16 protein-coding genes and 1 pseudogene are annotated in these 19,677 nt (G+C 44.1%); 2 read left to right on the top strand and 15 right to left on the bottom strand.

Annotation, left to right across the window (positions count from 1 at the left end; genetic code table 11):
* Positions 1-79: 79 nt before the first annotated feature.
* From ACESTK_RS09800 to ACESTK_RS09740, 13 genes are all read right to left on the bottom strand, one after another.
* The gene (locus ACESTK_RS09800; protein ID WP_173715962.1) at positions 80-703 is read right to left on the bottom strand and encodes a hypothetical protein; all 624 of its coding nucleotides are present in this window, start codon (positions 701-703) and stop codon (positions 80-82) included.
* A gap of 133 nt (positions 704-836) precedes the next feature.
* Positions 837-2,441, bottom strand: coding sequence for an ATP-binding protein (locus ACESTK_RS09795; RefSeq protein ID WP_373119646.1), 1,605 nt, complete (start codon positions 2,439-2,441; stop codon positions 837-839).
* Positions 2,413-3,108, bottom strand: a complete 696-nt coding sequence (locus ACESTK_RS09790) for a response regulator transcription factor (RefSeq protein ID WP_195391618.1) — start codon at positions 3,106-3,108, stop codon at positions 2,413-2,415. Before ACESTK_RS09790 ends, ACESTK_RS09795 begins: the two co-directional genes overlap by 29 nt.
* A 174-nt stretch (positions 3,109-3,282) precedes the next feature.
* Positions 3,283-3,975, bottom strand: a complete 693-nt coding sequence (locus tag ACESTK_RS09785; protein ID WP_373119644.1) for a P-II family nitrogen regulator — start codon at positions 3,973-3,975, stop codon at positions 3,283-3,285.
* 188 nt (positions 3,976-4,163) lie between these two features.
* Positions 4,164-5,768, bottom strand: coding sequence for a DUF1538 domain-containing protein (locus ACESTK_RS09780; RefSeq protein ID WP_373119642.1), 1,605 nt, complete (start codon positions 5,766-5,768; stop codon positions 4,164-4,166).
* 278 nt (positions 5,769-6,046) lie between these two features.
* On the bottom strand, positions 6,047-7,132 hold the full coding sequence (mnmA, locus tag ACESTK_RS09775) for a tRNA 2-thiouridine(34) synthase MnmA (protein ID WP_226837743.1): 1,086 nt from the start codon (positions 7,130-7,132) through the stop codon (positions 6,047-6,049).
* Positions 7,133-7,453: 321 nt separating this feature from the next.
* On the bottom strand, positions 7,454-8,629 hold the full coding sequence (locus tag ACESTK_RS09770; RefSeq protein ID WP_118578024.1) for a cysteine desulfurase family protein: 1,176 nt from the start codon (positions 8,627-8,629) through the stop codon (positions 7,454-7,456).
* 20 nt (positions 8,630-8,649) lie between these two features.
* The gene (locus tag ACESTK_RS09765) at positions 8,650-9,822 is read right to left on the bottom strand and encodes a serine hydrolase domain-containing protein (protein ID WP_373119640.1); all 1,173 of its coding nucleotides are present in this window, start codon (positions 9,820-9,822) and stop codon (positions 8,650-8,652) included.
* A gap of 147 nt (positions 9,823-9,969) precedes the next feature.
* Positions 9,970-11,520 carry a cardiolipin synthase gene (cls, locus tag ACESTK_RS09760; RefSeq protein ID WP_118578023.1) on the bottom strand — a complete coding sequence of 517 codons (1,551 nt, stop codon included), beginning with the start codon at positions 11,518-11,520 and terminating at the stop codon, positions 9,970-9,972.
* A 174-nt stretch (positions 11,521-11,694) separates the two neighbouring features.
* Positions 11,695-11,871 carry a 30S ribosomal protein S21 gene (gene rpsU, locus ACESTK_RS09755; RefSeq protein ID WP_004222305.1) on the bottom strand — a complete coding sequence of 59 codons (177 nt, stop codon included), beginning with the start codon at positions 11,869-11,871 and terminating at the stop codon, positions 11,695-11,697.
* A 159-nt stretch (positions 11,872-12,030) separates the two neighbouring features.
* Positions 12,031-14,670, bottom strand: coding sequence for an alanine--tRNA ligase (alaS, locus tag ACESTK_RS09750; protein WP_373119638.1), 2,640 nt, complete (start codon positions 14,668-14,670; stop codon positions 12,031-12,033).
* Positions 14,671-14,880: 210 nt separating this feature from the next.
* Positions 14,881-16,110 (bottom strand): tyrosine--tRNA ligase, encoded by a 1,230-nt coding sequence (gene tyrS, locus ACESTK_RS09745; RefSeq protein WP_148461974.1) that lies wholly within the window; start codon positions 16,108-16,110, stop codon positions 14,881-14,883.
* Positions 16,111-16,707: 597 nt separating this feature from the next.
* Positions 16,708-18,081: a cell wall hydrolase gene (locus tag ACESTK_RS09740; RefSeq protein WP_173715955.1), complete on the bottom strand. Its 1,374-nt coding sequence runs from the start codon at positions 18,079-18,081 to the stop codon at positions 16,708-16,710.
* A 374-nt stretch (positions 18,082-18,455) separates the two neighbouring features.
* Between ACESTK_RS09740 and ACESTK_RS09735 the strand changes: the two genes are divergently transcribed.
* Complete coding sequence (locus ACESTK_RS09735) at positions 18,456-18,746, top strand: hypothetical protein (RefSeq protein ID WP_118578021.1); 291 nt, start codon at positions 18,456-18,458, stop codon at positions 18,744-18,746.
* Between the two features lie 174 nt (positions 18,747-18,920).
* On the opposite strand, the gene ACESTK_RS09730 is transcribed toward ACESTK_RS09735, so the two are convergent.
* Positions 18,921-19,079, bottom strand: a complete 159-nt coding sequence (locus ACESTK_RS09730) for a hypothetical protein (protein ID WP_202187657.1) — start codon at positions 19,077-19,079, stop codon at positions 18,921-18,923.
* A 57-nt stretch (positions 19,080-19,136) separates the two neighbouring features.
* Positions 19,137-19,244: pseudogene (locus ACESTK_RS09725) on the bottom strand (DUF6783 domain-containing protein); the annotation flags it as partial.
* Between the two features lie 21 nt (positions 19,245-19,265).
* On the opposite strand from ACESTK_RS09725, the gene ACESTK_RS09720 reads away from it, so the two are divergent.
* The gene (locus ACESTK_RS09720; RefSeq protein ID WP_373119635.1) at positions 19,266-19,631 is read left to right on the top strand and encodes a hypothetical protein; all 366 of its coding nucleotides are present in this window, start codon (positions 19,266-19,268) and stop codon (positions 19,629-19,631) included.
* The last annotated feature ends 46 nt before the right edge of the window (positions 19,632-19,677 follow it).

Here is a 19,677-nt window from a genome sequence, read left to right as displayed (position 1 = left end):
CCATAAAAATAACCTCCAAACTGAGTAATTTTATCTTACATCAGTTTGGAGGTTTACACAAACTTTGGGATGCTCCCATTTAATCTGCTAAATACGCCTTCTTCAACTCGTTTTTCGTCATTTCCTGCACCTTAAATGTAGCAGTTCCATCTCCGCTTTCCCATGTAATATGCAGACAATTCTCACCTTCCGGCTTTACATCTCCGTAAATGATCATTCCCGCATCTCCAAACCAGATTGCATAAACTGGTTTTTCTTTCCACATCCAGGCTTTCTGCTCTTCATCATATTCCAGCCCTAATGCCTTATAAATATAACTATTCCCGTCTGCCATATACCCAACCTGATCTGCAGCTGAATCCTGCGCTATCTCTATATCCGTCTTATCATCCGTATTCTGTCCATCCTGCACAACTGTCACGAAAAAATCCTCTGTTGCTGATTCTGTAGCGGATTTTCCAGCATTTTCTGCTTCAGCCGCTGTCACTTCGTCGGTCTCATCTGTCACAGTATCTGTGTCCCCATTTTGAAAAACCTTGGTTACCATCTTTCCATCTGCATCCATATAACTCTCTGCATACGCCCATGCCACTGTCTGCGGTATCCATGCCACACCAACAGTACCCAGAATTGCTGCACAGATTCCCAGTGCCAGCCCTTTTCCTCTTTTTTTCAACCCTTTGTTTTTCTGCATTGTTTTCATAAAAAATGCTCCTTTCTTCTTTTTGATTACATTAAAAAGAATAGAGCATTTTCTTGTATTCCATATGTAAGTAATTTGTGATTTCTATGAAGTTTCAACTTAGAGCGTGTCTGAAACATGCGAATATGGAGAATCATTGGAGGGATACGATCACTGGCAACAATTCCATTTGGAAACACACACCTGCCTCTGTATTTCTCATCTCATACTCTGCCCCATGCTGTTCCAGAATCTCCCGTACAATATAAAGTCCCAGACCGCTGCCGCCGTTTTCGCGGTTACGGGAGAAATCTACGCGGTAAAAGGCGTCAAACAAACGGGGAAGATCCTGTTGGCTTATGTGCACACCTGTGTTTTCCACTTCCAGAAGTATCTTCGCTGTATTTTTCATACTTTTCAATTCTCTTGAATTTTGGCACCCTGAAACTTCTTTTAGTAGAAAAGAGTTAGATGTGGAAGAATCCACATTATAATCCGTGGATAATTTCACACTTATTCTCTCACCAGCAGGTGAATACCGTACTGCATTTACCAGAATATTCCGGACTGCAATCGCCATCAGTCCAGAATCTGCCATGCAGGGACACTTCTCTGGCAAAAAGATTTCCAGTTCCATATTTTTCTGCTCAAAAAGCTCGTTCAGGTCTGCCAGCTGAAGCCTCACCAGCTCTGCCATATCCATCTCTTTTTTCTTTAATGAGAAACCGCAGGATTCCATTCTGGAAATCACCAGGATTTCCTGAACCATATTCTGCAAAGTAACCGTCACTTCTCTTGCCCGGGCAAGATATTTGTCCCGATCCTTGTAGACTCCCACATTCTGTTCCATGCCTTCAATCTGCCCTTTTAGTATGGTCACAGGCGTTTTCAGCTCATGGGACGCTGCTGCAAAAAATTCCATACGTTGCTGTTCCAGTTTCCGCTCCTGTTCCATCTCATCTTTCAGTTTGGCATTGGCTTCCCAAAGGCTGGACAAAGCCTGATCCAGGCTTTCCGCCATTGTGTCAAGGCTTCTGGATAAAACCCCAATTTCATCTATACGCTTCATATCAGTGCGCACCGAGAAATCCAGATTCGCCATTTTGTCAGAAGCCGCGCCCAACTTCTGCACTGGCTTTGACAAATATCTGGAATAAAAAAGAGCGATCAGCAAAGATACCGCAAAAACAGTAAGCAGCATCCACGGAAGGATCTGCCCCAATGCTTCCACTGCCTGATTCACAAGCTGGGTAGAGCCAAACACAAAAAGGGTATACTTATGATCTGTTCCTTTAAAAGCAACCTCATAACGTCCCATAGCCTGCTGTTCCATCTGCTCCACCATGGAAACACCTTCTTCTGTCTGGATATTATCTGCTTCCATAGTTTCTACTGTACTGGCAAATTCTTCTGACACCCCTTCACTGCTTCCTTCTATCTCTGAAGTTATCATCAGCGCATCCCCAAGTCCATTCCACTCCCTGACAATTCCACCATTTTCATCAAGAAGAACCACTCTAGACTGATTCGCACTGCTGAATTCTTCCATAACAGATAATGCATTTTCCAAAGTATATCCGGACAAAGATTCTGCCAGCTGCTTCGCCCTTGCTGCCAGCGTCCGGTTCAGGGAATCGGAATAGCTGCGCGGCATAAAAGCGGTCACGAAGCCATAGGAAACCCCGGATACAGCCATAAGGATCACCATGGTTAAAAGAAATATTTTTACACTAATTCTGCTTTTTATGTATTTTATCAATGCGATATCCTACTCCTCTGATGGTATCAATGTAATCCCCTGCCAGCTTTTTCCGAAGATTCTTAATGTGTGTATCCACAATCCGGTCTTCTCCAAAATAATCAGCACCCCACACAGCATCCAAAAGCTGATTCCTGGTTAGTACACGCCCTTTGTTCAAAAGGAACTCTCGCAAAAGTTCAAACTCTTTCTGGGTAAGCTCCACTTTTCGCTCTTCCTCCCACACCTGGTAACCGGAAGAATCCAGCTTTAAATCTCCATACTGTAATATCTCAGGGTTCTTCTCATCTGATAAATGTTTCCCACTGCGTCGCAGCACTGCCCCTATTTTCCGCAATAGTACCTGCGTTGAAAAAGGTTTTGTCACATACTCATCCACCTGAAGATCGTACCCTTTTATCTGATAGGACTCATCATCCAGGGCGGTGAGCATGATCACCGGCACCAACGAAGATTTCCGAATCAACTCCAACACCCCAAAGCCATTGATTTTAGGCAACATCACGTCCAGAAGAACCAAATCAATTTTCTCTTTTTCCTCCTCGTACAGATTAATAGCTTCCACCCCATCAGAGGCGCAAAACACCTGATATCCTGCCTCTTCCAGATAATTTTTCAACAATTCCTGTATATCAAATTCATCTTCCACCACAAAAATATAACTCATTTTCTCTCCCCATATCTGGCAAATTTCCCCAAGCCTATTTCTTTTATTTTCCTATAAACAGTTGCGCAATAGATTTCATAATACTTGGGGCGTGCAAAAAAAATCTGATTTACCATTGCGGACCTTGACACATTATTCGCAGTATACCACGTCTATATGGAGTTTATATGGAGTTTATGAATTTTCTTCCTCATCTTCCAGAATCCGCAGCCCGGCTGTGCTGGTTACGGGGAGGGAAAATACGATGGTTCCGGCCTTGGAGGTAATCCCGGCTTTTTCCATGATAGCACTCATAATGGCATTTTTCTGCTCTGATTTTGCCACAATGAAGATCACCTCTTTTTCGGAAACCAGGGAAACGCCAAGAAACTGTTCGGCACGCTTCATTCCTACCCCTTTTCCATGCAGAACGGTACCGCCGGTTGCGCCACCCTCCTCTGCTGCTTTCATCACCTGGGTGTTATATCCGTAATTGGCAATTGCCACGATCAGTTCATGCTTTGTCTCTTTCAATGTACCTTCCTCCTCTCTTACAAACTCCTGTCCCTGAATGAGAAATCCCAATTCCCGTTTGCCGCCAATGCTGCTCATGGGAATGGTAAACACGATCCCAGTTCCGGGCACGTCGATCCGCAGCTGGTTCTGCAAGCCCTTTTTCACCTTTTTCCAGGTAGCTGCTGTCACAAAGTGAAAACAGATGCTTTTCTCATCATCTTCTAATCCCATATAGTCAAGGATGGAGCTTGAGGCAGTTCCCATACCAAGAGAAACCGTTCCTACTTCTATCTGATTTTCCCGGTAAAGTGCTGCAAATTTCGACATGTATTTTCGGTTGGTGATGGTAACCATCATGTATAATTCGCTCATAGATGATTCCTTTCTTTATAAAGTTCGTTGCTGTTCATAATCTCTCCTGAGTGTACTCAATCATCATTCCTATAATCTGTACTTCCACTTTGTGCCACACAAAAATGGCATTTATTAGGTGTTCCTAACTATAGTTGTTCATTTATAATGTGTTTGAGTCAACACTCAATCCCTATTTTCTTAATTTTCTATAACTCTATAATTTCTGTGTCTTCCAGTTCTTCAAACAGTTCCGCCACTGGTATAGCTTCCACTGGTATTTTGTCCGCAGGCAAATTCTTCCCCTTGCCTCCAAGCTCGCCGCCTTTTACCTGGTAAACCAAGCCCAGCACCTGAAGAGTAATAAGAGGCGTCATGGCAACCATCGCCACTACTCCAAAGGCATCTGTCACAATATTTCCTCCCACAGCTTCACAGGCGCCCTGTGCCAGAGGAAGGAGAAAGGTTGCGGTCATAGGTCCAGAGGCAACACCACCGGAGTCAAATGCAATGGCAGTAAAAATTTTCGGCACAAACAGGCTGAGAATTAAAGCAATGGCATAGCCTGGCACCAGGAAATAGAAAATGGAGATTCCGGTCAGCACCCGAAGCATGGAAATCCCAACAGAGACTGCCACACCCACAGACAAACCGATCTGAATAGATTTCCCCGAAATCGCTCCGTCAGTCAGCTCCTCAACCTGCTTCATCAGCACATATACCGCAGGCTCGGCTTTTACAATAAAGTAACCGATCACCATTCCAAGAGGCACAAGAATCCAGTTATAAGGCAGATTTCCCAATACCATCCCCAGGTAATTTCCAGCTGGGATAAAGCCTACATTTGCCCCGGTAAGAAACAGAACAAGTCCTATATATGTATAAAATAAGCCGATACAGATTTTGATCAGCACAGTTTTATTCAATTTCAGCGAAACAATCTGGAAAATTCCGAAGAAAGCAATAATTGGGAAAAGGGATACAGCGATCTCTTTAAAATATTTTGGCAGTGCGACTGCAAATAATTTTCCCAGTTCTATCGAGTTTTCCACTTCAGAAACCACTTCCAGCGCAGCATTGCCTTCCGTGTGGTACAAAAGTCCCAGAATCAGGACTGCCAAAATAGGTCCAATGGAGCACAGGGCCACAAGTCCGAAACTATCATCTCCAGCATGTTTATCATTACGGATGGATGCAATACCAACACCCAATGCCATAATAAAGGGTACCGTCATAGGTCCAGTGGTCACTCCACCGGAATCAAATGCCACTGCCAGAAAATTCTCAGGAACAAACATGGCTAATACAAATACTAAAATATAGAAACTGAATAACAATGGCGGCAGCGCAATTCCAAAAAGGATACGCAATAAGGCCACAACAAGAAACGCACCAACACCAAGTGCCACAGATAAGATCAGCACCAGATTGGGCACAGAAGAAACCTGTTCTGCAAGAACCTGCAGATCTGGTTCAGATATTGTGATAATAAAGCCCAGAATAAAACCGATAATTATAATAAAGCCTAACTTTTTCGTGCGAAGCATACTGCCTCCCACATGTTCTCCCATGGGCGTCATGGATAATTCTGCTCCCATGGAAAAAAAGATCATTCCCAGGATCACAAGCACAGATCCTACCAGGAATTCCACCAGGATGCCTGGGGATAACGCAGCCACGGTAAAACCAAGTATAAAAACGATCAGTACAATGGGAATCACTGCGCTGATGGATTCTCTGGCTTTCTCCCTGGCTTTTTCCTTTAAGACGGACTGATGGGACTGAAGTTCTCTGATTAATTTTCTTTTTTCCACATATACCTCCATTTCTGAATATTTCACTGTAGTTGACTGGAGCGTGTTTGAAAAGGCATTCTATCATCTATACGCTCCACTTTGATGCCTAATATGGGTTATTGTAACATTTTCCCATAGGGTTAGTCATCTATAAAACAAAGATATATTCTTAATTTTTTGTAAACTGACTGCATAAACAAAAAAACAACCAGAATTTAATATAGACCTAGCTATATTTCTTCCGGTTGTTTTACATCAATATATTTTCAACAGATATCATGCAATTTCGGATTTTATCAGCCCGTGATCACACCGCCGCCAATGACTACGTCTCCATCATAAAGCACAGCTGCCTGCCCTTTGGTGATAGCTCTCTGGGGCTCATCAAAAATGATGTGTACACTATGTTCTCCAGTAACTTTTACAGTTGCCCACTGCTCCTTCTGGCGGTAACGAACCTTGGCTTTGGCGCGGAATTCTGCCGGCGGGGTATCAAAGGAGATGAAATTAAAGTCTTCCACATCCAGTTCGCGATGGAACAAATCTTCATTATCTCCCAGAATCACGCGGTTCTCTGCCGGACAGATTTTGGTAACATAAACCGGCTTCCCGGCTGCAATACCAAGCCCCTTTCGCTGACCTACCGTGTAGCCAATAATTCCTTTATGATGCCCAAGTACATTTCCGTCTTTATCTGTAAAATCACCTGCCGGATAGTCTTTTCCTGTAAACCGGCGGATAAATCCAGCATAATCCCCATCTGGGACAAAACAGATATCCTGGCTATCCGGCTTATCTGCGTTATAGAAATTCTGCTGGTCTGCGATCATGCGGGTCTGATGTTTATTCATGTCTCCAAGTGGAAACATGGTGTGTGCCAGCTGCTCCTGGGTAAGGGAATAAAGGACATAGCTCTGGTCTTTTGCAGGGTCAGCCGCTTTTTTCAGAAGATACCTTCCATCTTCCCGCTGTTCAATTCTGGCATAGTGTCCGGTTACTACATAGTGACAGCCTAATTCTTCTGCGCGGTGGTAAAGGCTGTTGAATTTCAGATAGCGGTTGCAGTCAATGCAGGGATTGGGAGTCGCACCGTTTTCATAGGCTGCTACGAAGCGGTCCATAACTTGTTTTTTAAAATCTGCGGTGAAATTAAACACGTAATACGGGATTCCAAGATTATGCGCTACGCTCCTTGCATCCTCCACATCATCCAGAGAACAGCAGCTTTTTTTGCGGCTCACACCGGCATCTTCATTCTGGAAAAGCTTCATGGTGACACCGATGCAGTCATATCCATGCTCCTTCATCAGGTAAGCGGCCACTGAAGAATCTACGCCGCCACTCATGGCGATCAATGCTTTTTTCATATTGTCTGATTCCATATTTATACCTCATAAAAACTGAAAACTATTACTATTTAATGTGTTTAAGTCCCAGCCGACACACAGCATTTGGGCAATGTGTATTACTCCAGCGAGCCATTTCAGGCGCGCTCTTAGCGTAAGCGAAATCCAGCGCTTACGGAGACTTATGCGTGAGGGCTCTCCCGAACGCATTAGTCGCAGTTAGCGATTAGTTCGCTGTAGCGTTGCGCCGGCGAGTGAGTAATACACATTGTCCAAATGCGTCCGCATTGAAGAACTTTTAATCAACTAAATAGCAATCTATTCTAATAATCATATCTTGTATCATACACGATTCTTTTAATCCTCGCAATGCTTTTTCCGCCAATCATCTGACATTCCGCGGAGTTGTTCCACCACCTGGGGAATCACTTCCAGCATATAATCGATTTCTTCCTCAGTATTGGAAATGTCAAGGCTGATTCTGAGTGAACCCTGGGCGATTTCAGGAGCGAGACCAAGAGAAAGAAGTACATGGCTTGGATCCAGGGCACCTGATGCGCAGGCAGAACCGGAAGAAGCACAGATTCCCCTGCTATCCAGAAGAAGCAGCAGGCTTTCACCGGATACACCTTCAAAGCAGAAATTCACATTACCAGGCAAGCGTTTCTCCCTGGAACCATTCAGTATACTATAAGGAATCTGCGAAAGCCCCTGAATCAAACGATCTCGCATGGCGATAACCTTGGCTTCATTTTGTTCCATCAAAGTGCACTCTTCTTTCAGAGCAGCTGCCATTCCCATAATTGCCGGTAAATTCTCTGTGCCTGGCCGTTTTCCACGCTCCTGGCCGCCGCCCTCCATAAGAGAAGTCAGTTCAATCCCCCGTTTCACATACAATGCACCGATTCCTCTTGGACCATGAAATTTATGTGCGGAAAGAGATAACATATCAATATTCTGTTTCTTCACATTTACCGGGATATGTCCTGCTGCCTGCACTGCATCTGTGTGAAAAAGCACCCCGTGAGCACGACAGACTTCTCCAATTTCCGCTATAGGAAGAACAGAGCCAATTTCATTATTAGCAAACATAACCGTAACCAGACAGGTATCCAGCCGAATTGCTTCTTCCACCTGAGCAGCTGTAATATTCCCCTCTGCACCCACATCCAGAAGCTGAATCTCAAATCCCTGCTCCTTCAGCCTTCTCAGAGTATGAAGCACCGCATGATGCTCAAACGCAGTAGAAATAATATGCCTCTTATTCTGTTTCGCCCCAAGCATAGCCGCTGACACAATTGCCTGATTATCTGATTCTGTCCCACCTGATGTAAAAAAAATCTCTTTCGGCATACAGCCAAGGCAACGTGCGATCTGCTCTCTCGCCGTCTGTAAGGCATCATTTGCTGCCATCCCAATCTGATGAATACTGGACGGATTTCCGTAACTATTCTCCATTGCAGAAATCATAGCCTTCATTGCTGTCTGACTTATTTTTGTGGTTGCTGCATTGTCTGCATAAATTCTAGGCATAACTCAAATTCCTCTTTATATTACATTCCAAGAAGCAGCACATTTCTCAGCTTCCTTGTAAGATCAAATGTCCCTGCATCTTTCTTCTGCATCATCATAAGAATCGTCATATTCTCCTTGGGAAAATTGGCGAAATAGCAGCCAAGCCAGCCATCCCAGCCATATTCACCCTCACAGCATGCAAAGGGTGCCTTCCACGGATCCGTCATCACACGCATCAGATTTCCATAAGAATATCCTTTCATCTCCCACCATTTTTCAAACCACTCCTGCTGACATGCTATAAGCTTGTGGGTGGTCATATATTCCACAGAAGCAGGCTTAAGGATCTGTCTGCCCTGGAAGCTGCCTTTGTTTATCAGCATAGCCGCAAATCTGGAATAATCCTCAATGGTGGAAACAAGCCCTGCCCCTCCGGCTTCATAAACAGGCGGTACGTCCATGGAAAGACGGATTCCCAGACTGTTGTCACGGAATTCTTTCATTTCACCGGCAGTCTGCTCATAAGTCATGGCCAGTCTGTCCAGCTTCTCACCTGGAACATAGAAATCTGTATCTTTCATTCCCAAAGGCACAAAAAGCTCTTTCTTAAGAAATTCACCGTATTTCATGCCGGAAGCCTTCTCCACCACTGCTGCCAGAATATCTGCGGATACCCCATACTTCCAGCGCTCTCCGGGCTGAAACTCCAAAGGACATCTGCCGATCTTATCTGCAAATTCCAGTGTTGTCATGGGATGCTCTGTATTCAGACGTGCATGTATTTCTTCCATCACATTTCCAACGGCAAACTCTGCGGCACTGCTGTTTCCGCCATAAGTCAAACCACTGGTCATAGACAACAAATGATAAACCGTTACATTATGCCATACTGGTGCCAGTCCGCCAGGTACAGACACCATCTGGTCTGCAAATCCCGGAATATATCTGGAAACCGGATCTGCCAGATCAATTACTCCTCTTTCAAATAAAATCATGGCCGCTGCCGCTGTAATCGGTTTCGTCATGGAAAAAAGACGGAATATGGTATCCCGTTCAATCATTTTCCCATTTGCTTTATCCGCATAGCCACACTGAAGATAGGCTTCCTCCTGGCCGTCCTTTATTACCATCATATTCATACCGGCAATCTGATTATCCTTTACTGCCTGATCCATAATCGTCTGAAGCTGTTTCTTTATCTCTTTTCTCATATCTGACCTCCTGATTTATATATGGCAATGCCGCAGGTAAGGGGCATCATCTATATACTCATTCTGCATAAGGTTTAGAGCGTGTTTGAAAAATCATTTCCGCAATCTATACGCCTCAATTTGCAGAACCCCCTTTTTGAACACGCTCTACAGCATCGGTGCAAATAACCTTAGAATACTCTGCATCGCCCGCACTGCAATATTTCTTCCACGACAGAATTCCAAAGATACCGGATTACAATATTCCAGGGTATCTGTGAAATCCTTTTTAATATCATAAATCACCTGATTCCGATAGATCCATACACCATCCTCAAAGTGAAGATACAAGCTCCGGTAGTCCAGATTGATGGTTCCCACAACAGCGATCTCGTCATCACATACAAAGGACTTGGCATGTAAAAATCCCGGCTGATATTCATAGATTTTCACTCCTGCTTCCAGAAGCTGCTCGTAGTAAGACTGGGTAAGAAGAAATACCAATTTTTTGTCTGGAATCCCAGGTGTCATCAGACGGACATCCACACCACTTTTTGCTGCGAGACAAAGAGCAGTCATCATCTCATTGTCAATAACAAGATAGGGTGTACAGATATACACATACCTTTTTGCACGATTGATAATATTCAGATAAACATTCTCTCCAACAGTCTCGTTATCCAGCGGAGAATCACAAAACGGCTGAATATATCCATCCCCTTCAAATGCCTCCGGATGCCATACATGAGGCAGATATTTCTCAAGTGAATGATCCTCACGGTTATTGGTAATCACATTCCACATATGAAGGAACATGGCAGTCATGTTCCAGACAGCTTCCCCCTTCAGCATAACCGCAGTGTCCTTCCAGTGTCCAAAGCGCTCCTTCTGGTTGATATACTCATCTGCCAGATTTACACCACCGGTAAATCCCACATATCCATCAATAATACAGAATTTCCGATGATCACGGTTATTCTGGATAATATTCAAGATCGGACGGAAAGGATTAAAGACCTGACACTTGATTCCTTTGGATCTCATGGTTTCATAATATTTATGAGGGAGCGTGGTAAGACATCCCATGTCATCATAAATCAGACGGACATCCACACCTTCCTGAACCTTCCTCTCCAGTATATCCAGTATGGTTCTCCACATTACTCCATCATGGATTATAAAATACTCAATAAAAATATAATGCTGTGCTTGCTCCAGTTCCCTTACAAGAACCGGGAACATGTCATCTCCAACCTGGAAATATTCTGCGGTAGTATTTCCGTGAATAGGATAACCTGCATTATGATATATATAATCCGACTGGTTGCATGCAGATATATCTTCTGCCTCCAGAAGATCATGTATTTCAGGATCTGTCTGTAAAAGATTACCGGACTTCATCAGCATCTCATTAAATCGATCCTGCATATAAGCAGCAATTCTGGAACGTCCAAATACAAGATACAAAACAAGGCCAAAAATTGGCAGGCACAGGATCAACATCGTCCATGCCAGTTTATACGAGGGATTTATCTTTCGATTCACAATTTTCAGAACAACCAGAATACTGATAACATCCAGAATAAAAGACATATATCTGGAATATCCTGCAAGACGCAGAAATATAGTCAACAGCCAGCCAAGCTGCACCGCCATGGCAAATATTACATAAAATACCCGGTTAAACAGAAGCTTGGCTATTTTTTTCAAAATCATCATAAGTTTATATTTTCTCCTTCATACACCGGTCAGCAACAAAACGGACATGTGGTCAGCCAGCGATATCACCATATATAAAAATCAGTTCTTCCCTGAAGACAATGAGCCAAATTTGAAGATATTGCGGGATTTAAAAATCCCTGACTGAATGCAGCCAGGGATTTTTGCGCACAATTAATTATATTTACGTTTTCTTGCGGCTTCAGATTTTTTCTTACGACGAACGCTTGGTTTCTCGTAATGCTCTCTTTTGCGGATTTCCTGCTGGATACCTGCTTTTGCACAGCTTCTCTTGAATCTGCGAAGAGCGCTATCTAAAGTCTCGTTTTCTTTTACGATAACGTTTGACATAGACTCACACCTAACCTCCCTCCAGTTGTAGATTGTGCTAAAATACAACTGTCTGGGTATTTTTCTTGCACGAACATTATTATATATCATGCACTCGGGATTCGTCAACAACTTTTGGTTTAATTTTACAAAAATTTTTGACAAAATTTTGAGTGTTTTTTAGTGAATCTGTCCTTCCAGGATTCCGGCTGCTGCTTCGATTGCCTCGCCTGCCTTCTCCGGATTCTTTCCACCAGCCTGAGCCATATTCGGACGTCCGCCACCGCCGCCGCCAACGATTGCAGCAACAGCTTTGATCAGGTTTCCTGCATGTGCTCCTGCTTTCTGTGCAGAATCAGTAGCCATTGCAAGAAGGTTCACCTTGCCCTCATTTACTGCAGCAAGGACAACGACGCCCTCGCCAAGCTTCTCTTTCAGCTGGTCACCAAGATCACGAAGTCCGTTCATGTCAACGCCCTCTACCTTGGCAGCAAGGAGTTTCACACCTTTTACTTCTACAACCTGATTCATAACATCTCCCAGAGCACCCTGAGCCAGTTTGCTCTTCAGAGATTCATTCTCACTTGCAAGAGCCTTCACCTCACCCTGAAGATGTGTGATTTTCTCAATCATCTCGGAAGGGGTTGTTTTCAAAGCCTTGGCAGCCTCGTGAAGAAGTGCTTCCTGCTTCTTATAGTATTCTAGAACCCCGTTTCCGGTCAGTGCCTCAATACGGCGGACACCTGCTGCGATACCGGACTCAGAAACAATCTTAAACAGCATGATGGAGCTTGTATTTGCAACATGGGTACCACCACAGAGCTCTCTGGAAAAATCACCCATAGATACCACACGTACCTTCTGGGAATATTTCTCACCGAACAGTGCCATAGCACCAGATTTCTTAGCTTCCTCTACATCCATGATATCGGTGTGAACATCAAGTGCTGCCTGAATCTGCTCATTTACAATTTTTTCAACTTCACCGATTTCCTCAGCAGTCATAGCTGTGAAGTGGGCAAAGTCGAAACGAAGTCTGTCAGCAGTTACAAGAGAACCCTTCTGCTCTACATGAGAACCAAGAACTTCTTTCAGAGCTTTCTGAAGAAGATGTGTCGCACTGTGGTTCTTCTCAATATCTTTTCTTGCAGCAACATTTACTTTCAGAGAAACGGTCTCTCCCTTGGAAATCATGCCAGATTCCATATATCCTACATGACCGAATTTGCCGCCGCGAAGCTTGATGGTATCTTCTACGATGAATTTGCCATTTGCAGTCTCGATCACACCGGTATCTCCAACCTGACCACCCATAGTTGCATAGAAAGGTGTTTTCTCTACGAAAACAGTACCCTTCTGTCCTTCCATCAGGGAATCTACGATCTCAGCTTCTGTGGTAAGAACAGTAACCGGAGATTCAAAGGAAAGGTGATCATATCCAACAAACTCTGTGGTAACAGAAGTATCAATCTGGTCATATACAGTAGCGTCAGCTCCCATATAGTTGGTTACCTCACGGGAGGAACGTGCTTTCTCTCTCTGCTCATCCATAGCAGCCTTGAAACCTTCCTCGTCGATCTCGTAGCCCTTCTCCTCAAGGATCTCCTTGGTCAGATCAAGAGGGAATCCGTAAGTATCATATAATTTAAATGCGTTTTCACCGGAAAGTGTCTTCTCTCCTGCTGCATTCATAGCCTCTTCCATATCAGCCAGGATACGAAGTCCCTGGTCGATTGTCTTACCGAACTGGTTCTCCTCGTTGGTGAGAACGTTGAAGATAAACTCTTTCTTTTCTTCCAGTTCCGGATATCCATCCTTGGAACCGTCAATTACTTCTGCACTTAAAGTAGCAAGGAAGTTTCCCTCAATTCCCAGAAGTCTTCCGTGTCTTGCAGCACGGCGGATCAGACGGCGAAGTACATATCCACGTCCTTCATTGGTAGGCATGATACCATCGGAGATCATGAATGTTGCAGAACGGATATGGTCTGTAATCAGACGAATGGAAACGTCGTCCTCATGATGTACCCCATACGGTTTGCCGGAAATCCTACTTACCAGGTTACGAAGGGAACAGATGGTATCTACATCAAAAATGGAATCTACGTCCTGGACAACAACAGCCAGACGCTCAAGACCCATACCGGTATCAATATTCTTCTGTTTCAGAGTTGTATAATTGCCGTTTCCGTCATTCTCAAACTGGGTAAATACGTTGTTCCATACTTCCATATAACGGTCGCAGTCACAGCCTACTGTACATCCCGGCTTGCCGCAGCCATATCTTTCTCCACGGTCATAGTAGATCTCGGAACATGGACCGCAGGGACCTGCGCCGTGCTCCCAGAAGTTATCCTCTTTGCCAAATTTGAAAATACGCTCTGCCGGAATTCCAATCTCTTTATTCCAGATATCGAAAGCCTCATCATCCTCCAGATAAACAGACGGATAAAGACGGCTGGCATCCAGACCTACCACCTCAGTCAGGAACTCCCATGACCAGTGAATGGCCTCTCTTTTAAAGTAATCTCCAAAAGAGAAATTACCAAGCATTTCAAAGAATGTACCGTGACGTGCAGTCTTACCTACATTCTCAATATCACCTGTACGGATACATTTCTGGCATGTGCTGACCCTTGTACGGGGTGGTTTCTCTGCTCCTGTGAAATATGGTTTCAGTGGTGTCATTCCTGCATTGATCAGCAGGACACTTTTATCGCCCTGTGGAACCAATGGAAAGCTTTTCAGAACAAGATGTCCCTTGCTCTCCATGAAATCCAGAAACATTTTTCGAAGTTCGTTTACTCCGTATTTCTTCATTTCAATTCTCCTCCTACGCAATAAAGAAGTACTTTCGTTACTGTGAACAATAACGTGCATTCCTCTTATTGGAATGCTTGCATGGTTTATATGATAGCATATATCTTTATCACGGTCAAAATATTTTTTGCATAAGTCGGGGACCAGTACAAAAATCTGTTTTCGCATCAACGATCAGATTTAGAGCGTATCTGGTCCCCTTTTATGATCTTATTTTACAAATACTTTATTAAATTTCTTCTTTCCTCTCTTAAGGACAATACCGTCACCTGTGAGAGCGTCTTTGGAAAGTACATGTCTGATGTCCGTCACTTTCTCACCGTCAACGGAAACGCCGCCCTGCTCGATGGCTCTTCTTCCCTCGGAACGGGTTGTTACAAGAGCGGATTTTACAAGAAGGCTGATCAGGTCGATATTGCCTTCTTCGTCAAAATCCTCTGCTGCAAGCTCAGTGGTCGGCATATGCTCTGTATCAGCTCCGCCTGCAAAAAGTGCCTTGGCACCAGCCTCTGCCTTCTTCGCTTCTTCTGTTCCATGAACAAGCTCGGTAAGCTGGAATGCAAGGATCTCTTTTGCCTTGTTCAGCTGGCTGCCTTCCCATTTCTCCATCTCCTGGATTTCTTCCAGCGGAAGGAAGGTAAGAAGCTTCATGCATTTGATAACATCTGCGTCGTCCACATTTCTCCAGTACTGGTAGAAATCGAATGGAGATGTCTTATTTGGATCCAGCCAGACAGCACCAGACTGTGTTTTACCCATTTTCTTACCTTCTGAGTTAAGAAGAAGGGTGATTGTCATAGCATATGCGTCTTTTCCAAGCTTACGGCGAATCAGCTCAGTACCGCCAAGCATGTTGCTCCACTGGTCATCGCCACCGAACTGCATATTGCAGCCGTATTTCTGATACAGCATATAGAAGTCATAGCTCTGCATGATCATGTAGTTAAATTCCAGGAAGCTTAAGCCTCTTTCCATACGCTGTTTGTAGCACTCTGCTGTAAGCATACGGTTAACAGAAAAGTGAGCTCCAACCTCACGTAAAAGCTCCACATAATTCAGGTTCATCAGCCATTCTGCATTGTTTACCATAAGTGCCTTTCCATCAGAAAAGTCGATGAAACGCTCCATCTGTTTCTTGAAACAGTCAATGTTATGCTGAATGGTCTCTTTCGTCAGCATCTGGCGCATGTCGGTTCTTCCAGATGGGTCACCAATCATACCGGTTCCGCCGCCAAGAAGGGCGATTGGTCTGTTTCCTGCCATCTGCAGACGTTTCATCAGGCAAAGTGCCATGAAATGTCCTACATGAAGGCTGTCTGCGGTTGGGTCAAATCCAATATAGAAAGTTGCCTTTCCGTTATTTACCATTTCTTTGATTTCATCTTCGTCTGTTACCTGGGCGATCAGGCCTCTGGCTTTCAGTTCTTCCCAAACTGTCATTTTATTTTCCTCCTGTAAAATAGAAATGTGAGCTGCTTATTCTCTCTTTACGAAAAAGCCGCTGCAAATATAAAAAGCCCGGTTCTCATGTCCCTTTAGGACGAGAACCGGGTCCCGCGTTACCACCTAAATTTACAGAAAGCTCGCACTTTCTGCCTCGATAAGTGACCATACTGAAAAATTCTTCCAGACGATTATCCACACAGACAATACTGTCCAAAAATAAATATCTTCGAATACTCTTCAGAATTATCACCCCGGCATGATAACGTATGCCACTCCGTCACAGCCTACTGGATTTCTGCAATCAATCACAAGCGCCTGTCCGCTGCTGTCTCTGCCACTTCAAAACCGTTCGGTGCAAAGCTCCGGGATGTATTCACAATGGATCTCTGCACGCGCCTCTCACCATCCGGCAGCTCTCTGTGTGCTCTTTCCAAAGCTACTTGTTCCCTTCAAAGCCTTTCTCATTTAATACTTGCAAGTATACAAAGGCTGTCTGTTTTTGTCAAGGATTTTAGCTTTGTATTTTAGCAACTCACCGCGGTAAAGTTTGCTATTATCATTTATACTGTTTCTACATCTGTATAGCTACCTTTATACCCAGTCCACAAAAAATGTATGATCCTTGTATGTCTCATATACAACCTTTTTAAAATTCAATGGCTGTTTCCAGAATGCAGAAGTCATCATAAAATACTTATAATTAAAATCTTTGGCCTTGATTCCGCTTACTGTACGCGGTGTACCATTCAGCACATAAGCATTAAAACTGTCAAGTGCCTGCTGGGCAGCTTCATAAGCGCTTGCACGGTCAATAAACTGACCATTCAGACGTTTCAGCAGCTGGTTGTTTGTCACGACTGAATACTGGGGGAAGGTAGTTCCCTGGTAAAGCACATAACGGACACTGGACGGAAACTCCTTGTCCAGAGTTCTGTTCAAAAGGCAGAGAGCAACTGCCTTCATACCTGCAATTCCCTGGTCTCCTGCCTCAGCCTCGCAGACAGCTGCCAGAATATCAAGATCAGACTTGGTTCCATCTGCAACTCCCGGATGACTCTTAAGCTCCTTCATAATAGTAAAATTGCGGCCACGTTTCTCATCATACCAGGTAAAGGTAATACTGCTGTCATTGTCATCCTTTCCTGAATCCTGTTTCTCGGAAGCAACACCATTGGAATCAAACGCGTATGTCTTTCCTCCAATGGAAGCTGTAGTGTTTACGTACATCACGCCTGTTGTTCCAAAGTAGTAGCTGTTTCCATCCAGACTCAGCCAGCCGGTCTGCGCTTTGCCGTCTGTGGTACTGAAATAATACCGCTTGCTTCCAACCTTGCCAAAGCCTTTCTGATAACGGACTCCGCTGGTCTTGGAAAAATAATAGATATCTCCATCTACAGTCTTAAGTCCGGTATACATAATACCTGTGCTGGTATTAAAATAGCGGGTATATCCCTTAGAATCCGTGAACCAGCCGGTAAGCATCTGACCATTGCTCTTGAAATAACGTTTCTCTTTCTTAGCTGTGGTCTGCCAGCCCTTTACCATAGCGCCGGTTCCGCTGGTAAAATAATATTTCTTACCCTTTAAGGTCAGCCAGCCGCGGACAAGCTTACCATTGGAAGGTCTGAAATAACGGGTTACGGTTCCGCTCTTCAGAAAACCGGTGGCCATCACACCTTTTCCCTTGGTAAAATACCGGATGTTTCTGCCCTTACTGTCTTTTTGCCAGCCTTTTAACTGTACGCCTGTTTTTTTATTAAAATAGTATTTCTTGCCTTTCAGAGTCAGCCAGCCTTTCTGCTTGGCTCCGCTGGCTGTTATGTAGTAGGTCTTGCCGTTTATAGTCTTAAATCCGGCTTTCGCAGCCTGAACATCCCTTGTCATCAGAAAAACCGTACATAATGTGGCAATCACAAGCAGCACCAGAGCCAGACTTTGCTTTCTGTTTCTCTCTTCTTTTATCATAGCATTTTCCTCTCTTTGACCTGACTAATTCCGAAGCTTTCCCACCTCTGCTTTTCACAAACAGTTACTGTTTACTCCGTGACCAGTAACACGCTTCGCGATGCACAGAAATCATGCATTCGCATGATTTCGCGCTGAGATTCTCGGGTTTTCTGTGAACTTTGTTCACAAAAAACAGCGTTTGCTTCGCAGACTTAATTCTTAACAACTCAATCCTTGTTTTATATATTTTATGTCGAATTCTTTTCAAAGATTACAGAAATATTACATTTCAGTTTATTATAGCCAAATTTCTCTTTTCTGTCAACTGCTTTGTCACACACCCCCTGTCCCCTCCATATGATGAACTGTAAACATTTTCTGGAGGTAACAGCATGAGTGATTTAGCTGCTACAAACTGTGGCTGCGGCGAGGAAAGATCCGGTTGCGGATGTGGTAACTGCGGTTGTAATAATGGCTGCGGATGTGACAATGGATGTGGGCTTTCCTTTGGGAACGGCTCCTGTGGATGCAATATTCTCTGGATCATCATTCTTCTTTGCGCATGCGGCGGCAACGGTATTGGCTGCAACAACAGCTGTGGCAACGGAAATGGTGACTGCTGCTGGATCATTATCATCCTTCTGCTTCTCTGCGGTGGATGGGGAAATGGCTGCGGCTGCTGATCTGAGTTTCCCACATATGAAAAAGGGCTGTCTTCTCAGTCCTTTTCAAAAAAATCGGGACAGCGGGAATTTTCCCCTGTCCCCTTTTTCAGGCATATTCTAAAAGCATTCTTACGTTTCCTTGTTTCTTTTTCAACCACGCTCTGGGTAGAAACTCTCTCCTGCAAATTGTCTTTAATCCCCGGTATGGTTTGCGGACTGCCTTCTTTCTTCTGACTGCTCCACACACCTGCCATTTTCTTCCTGTTTTCCTTGCTTCTTTCGCACACATTCCAGATCCAGCTCGTATATGGCATTTCCATCTATAATAAGCTTTTCATTTTCTCTTCTCATAACTTTCCCTCCTGACTTTGCGGGAAATTCATACATCCCCCTGCTATAGAATATGTTACAGATGTCAGAGCGTGTTTGAAAAATGCTTTCTGCAGAATGTGCGTCACAATTTGCAGAAGATTTCACCGTTTTCAAACCGTCGTCATATTTTAATAACAACAACATAGATATAGAAAAGGGATTTTTATGGATCAGGAATATATTGCCCAGACAGCTCTGGATCAGATGGTGGGAACTGACCAGGGACAGCTGTTAAAAGCTCTCATCCCCTATTTTCCACCCAGGCAGCAACAGTTTCTGTCCGTTTTTGCAAAAGCCAGGGAACTTTCCAATACAGTCGCTCTTTTTACAAAGCCGTCAGAAGCCATACAGATACAGGCTGCAGCAGCCCCTGCCCAGCCTCTTGAAGTCATAAACGACCTGCGCCGCTACTGTTTTGGAGATATACGAAAGACTCTGGATCAGATCACCAATATGATGACCATGGCAGAAATGCTGAGGATGATGAATGAACCATCTCCAGAAGATAATTGCGAAGAAGAACGACAGTAAAAACAGAAAAATTTCATTCAAAACGGACATGTCGCCAATTGGCAGC

Source organism: Ruminococcus sp. Marseille-P328 (genome assembly GCF_964249465.1).
GTDB lineage: Bacteria > Bacillota > Clostridia > Lachnospirales > Lachnospiraceae > Blautia_A > Blautia_A faecis.
This window is presented reverse-complemented; position numbering and strand designations above follow the sequence as displayed.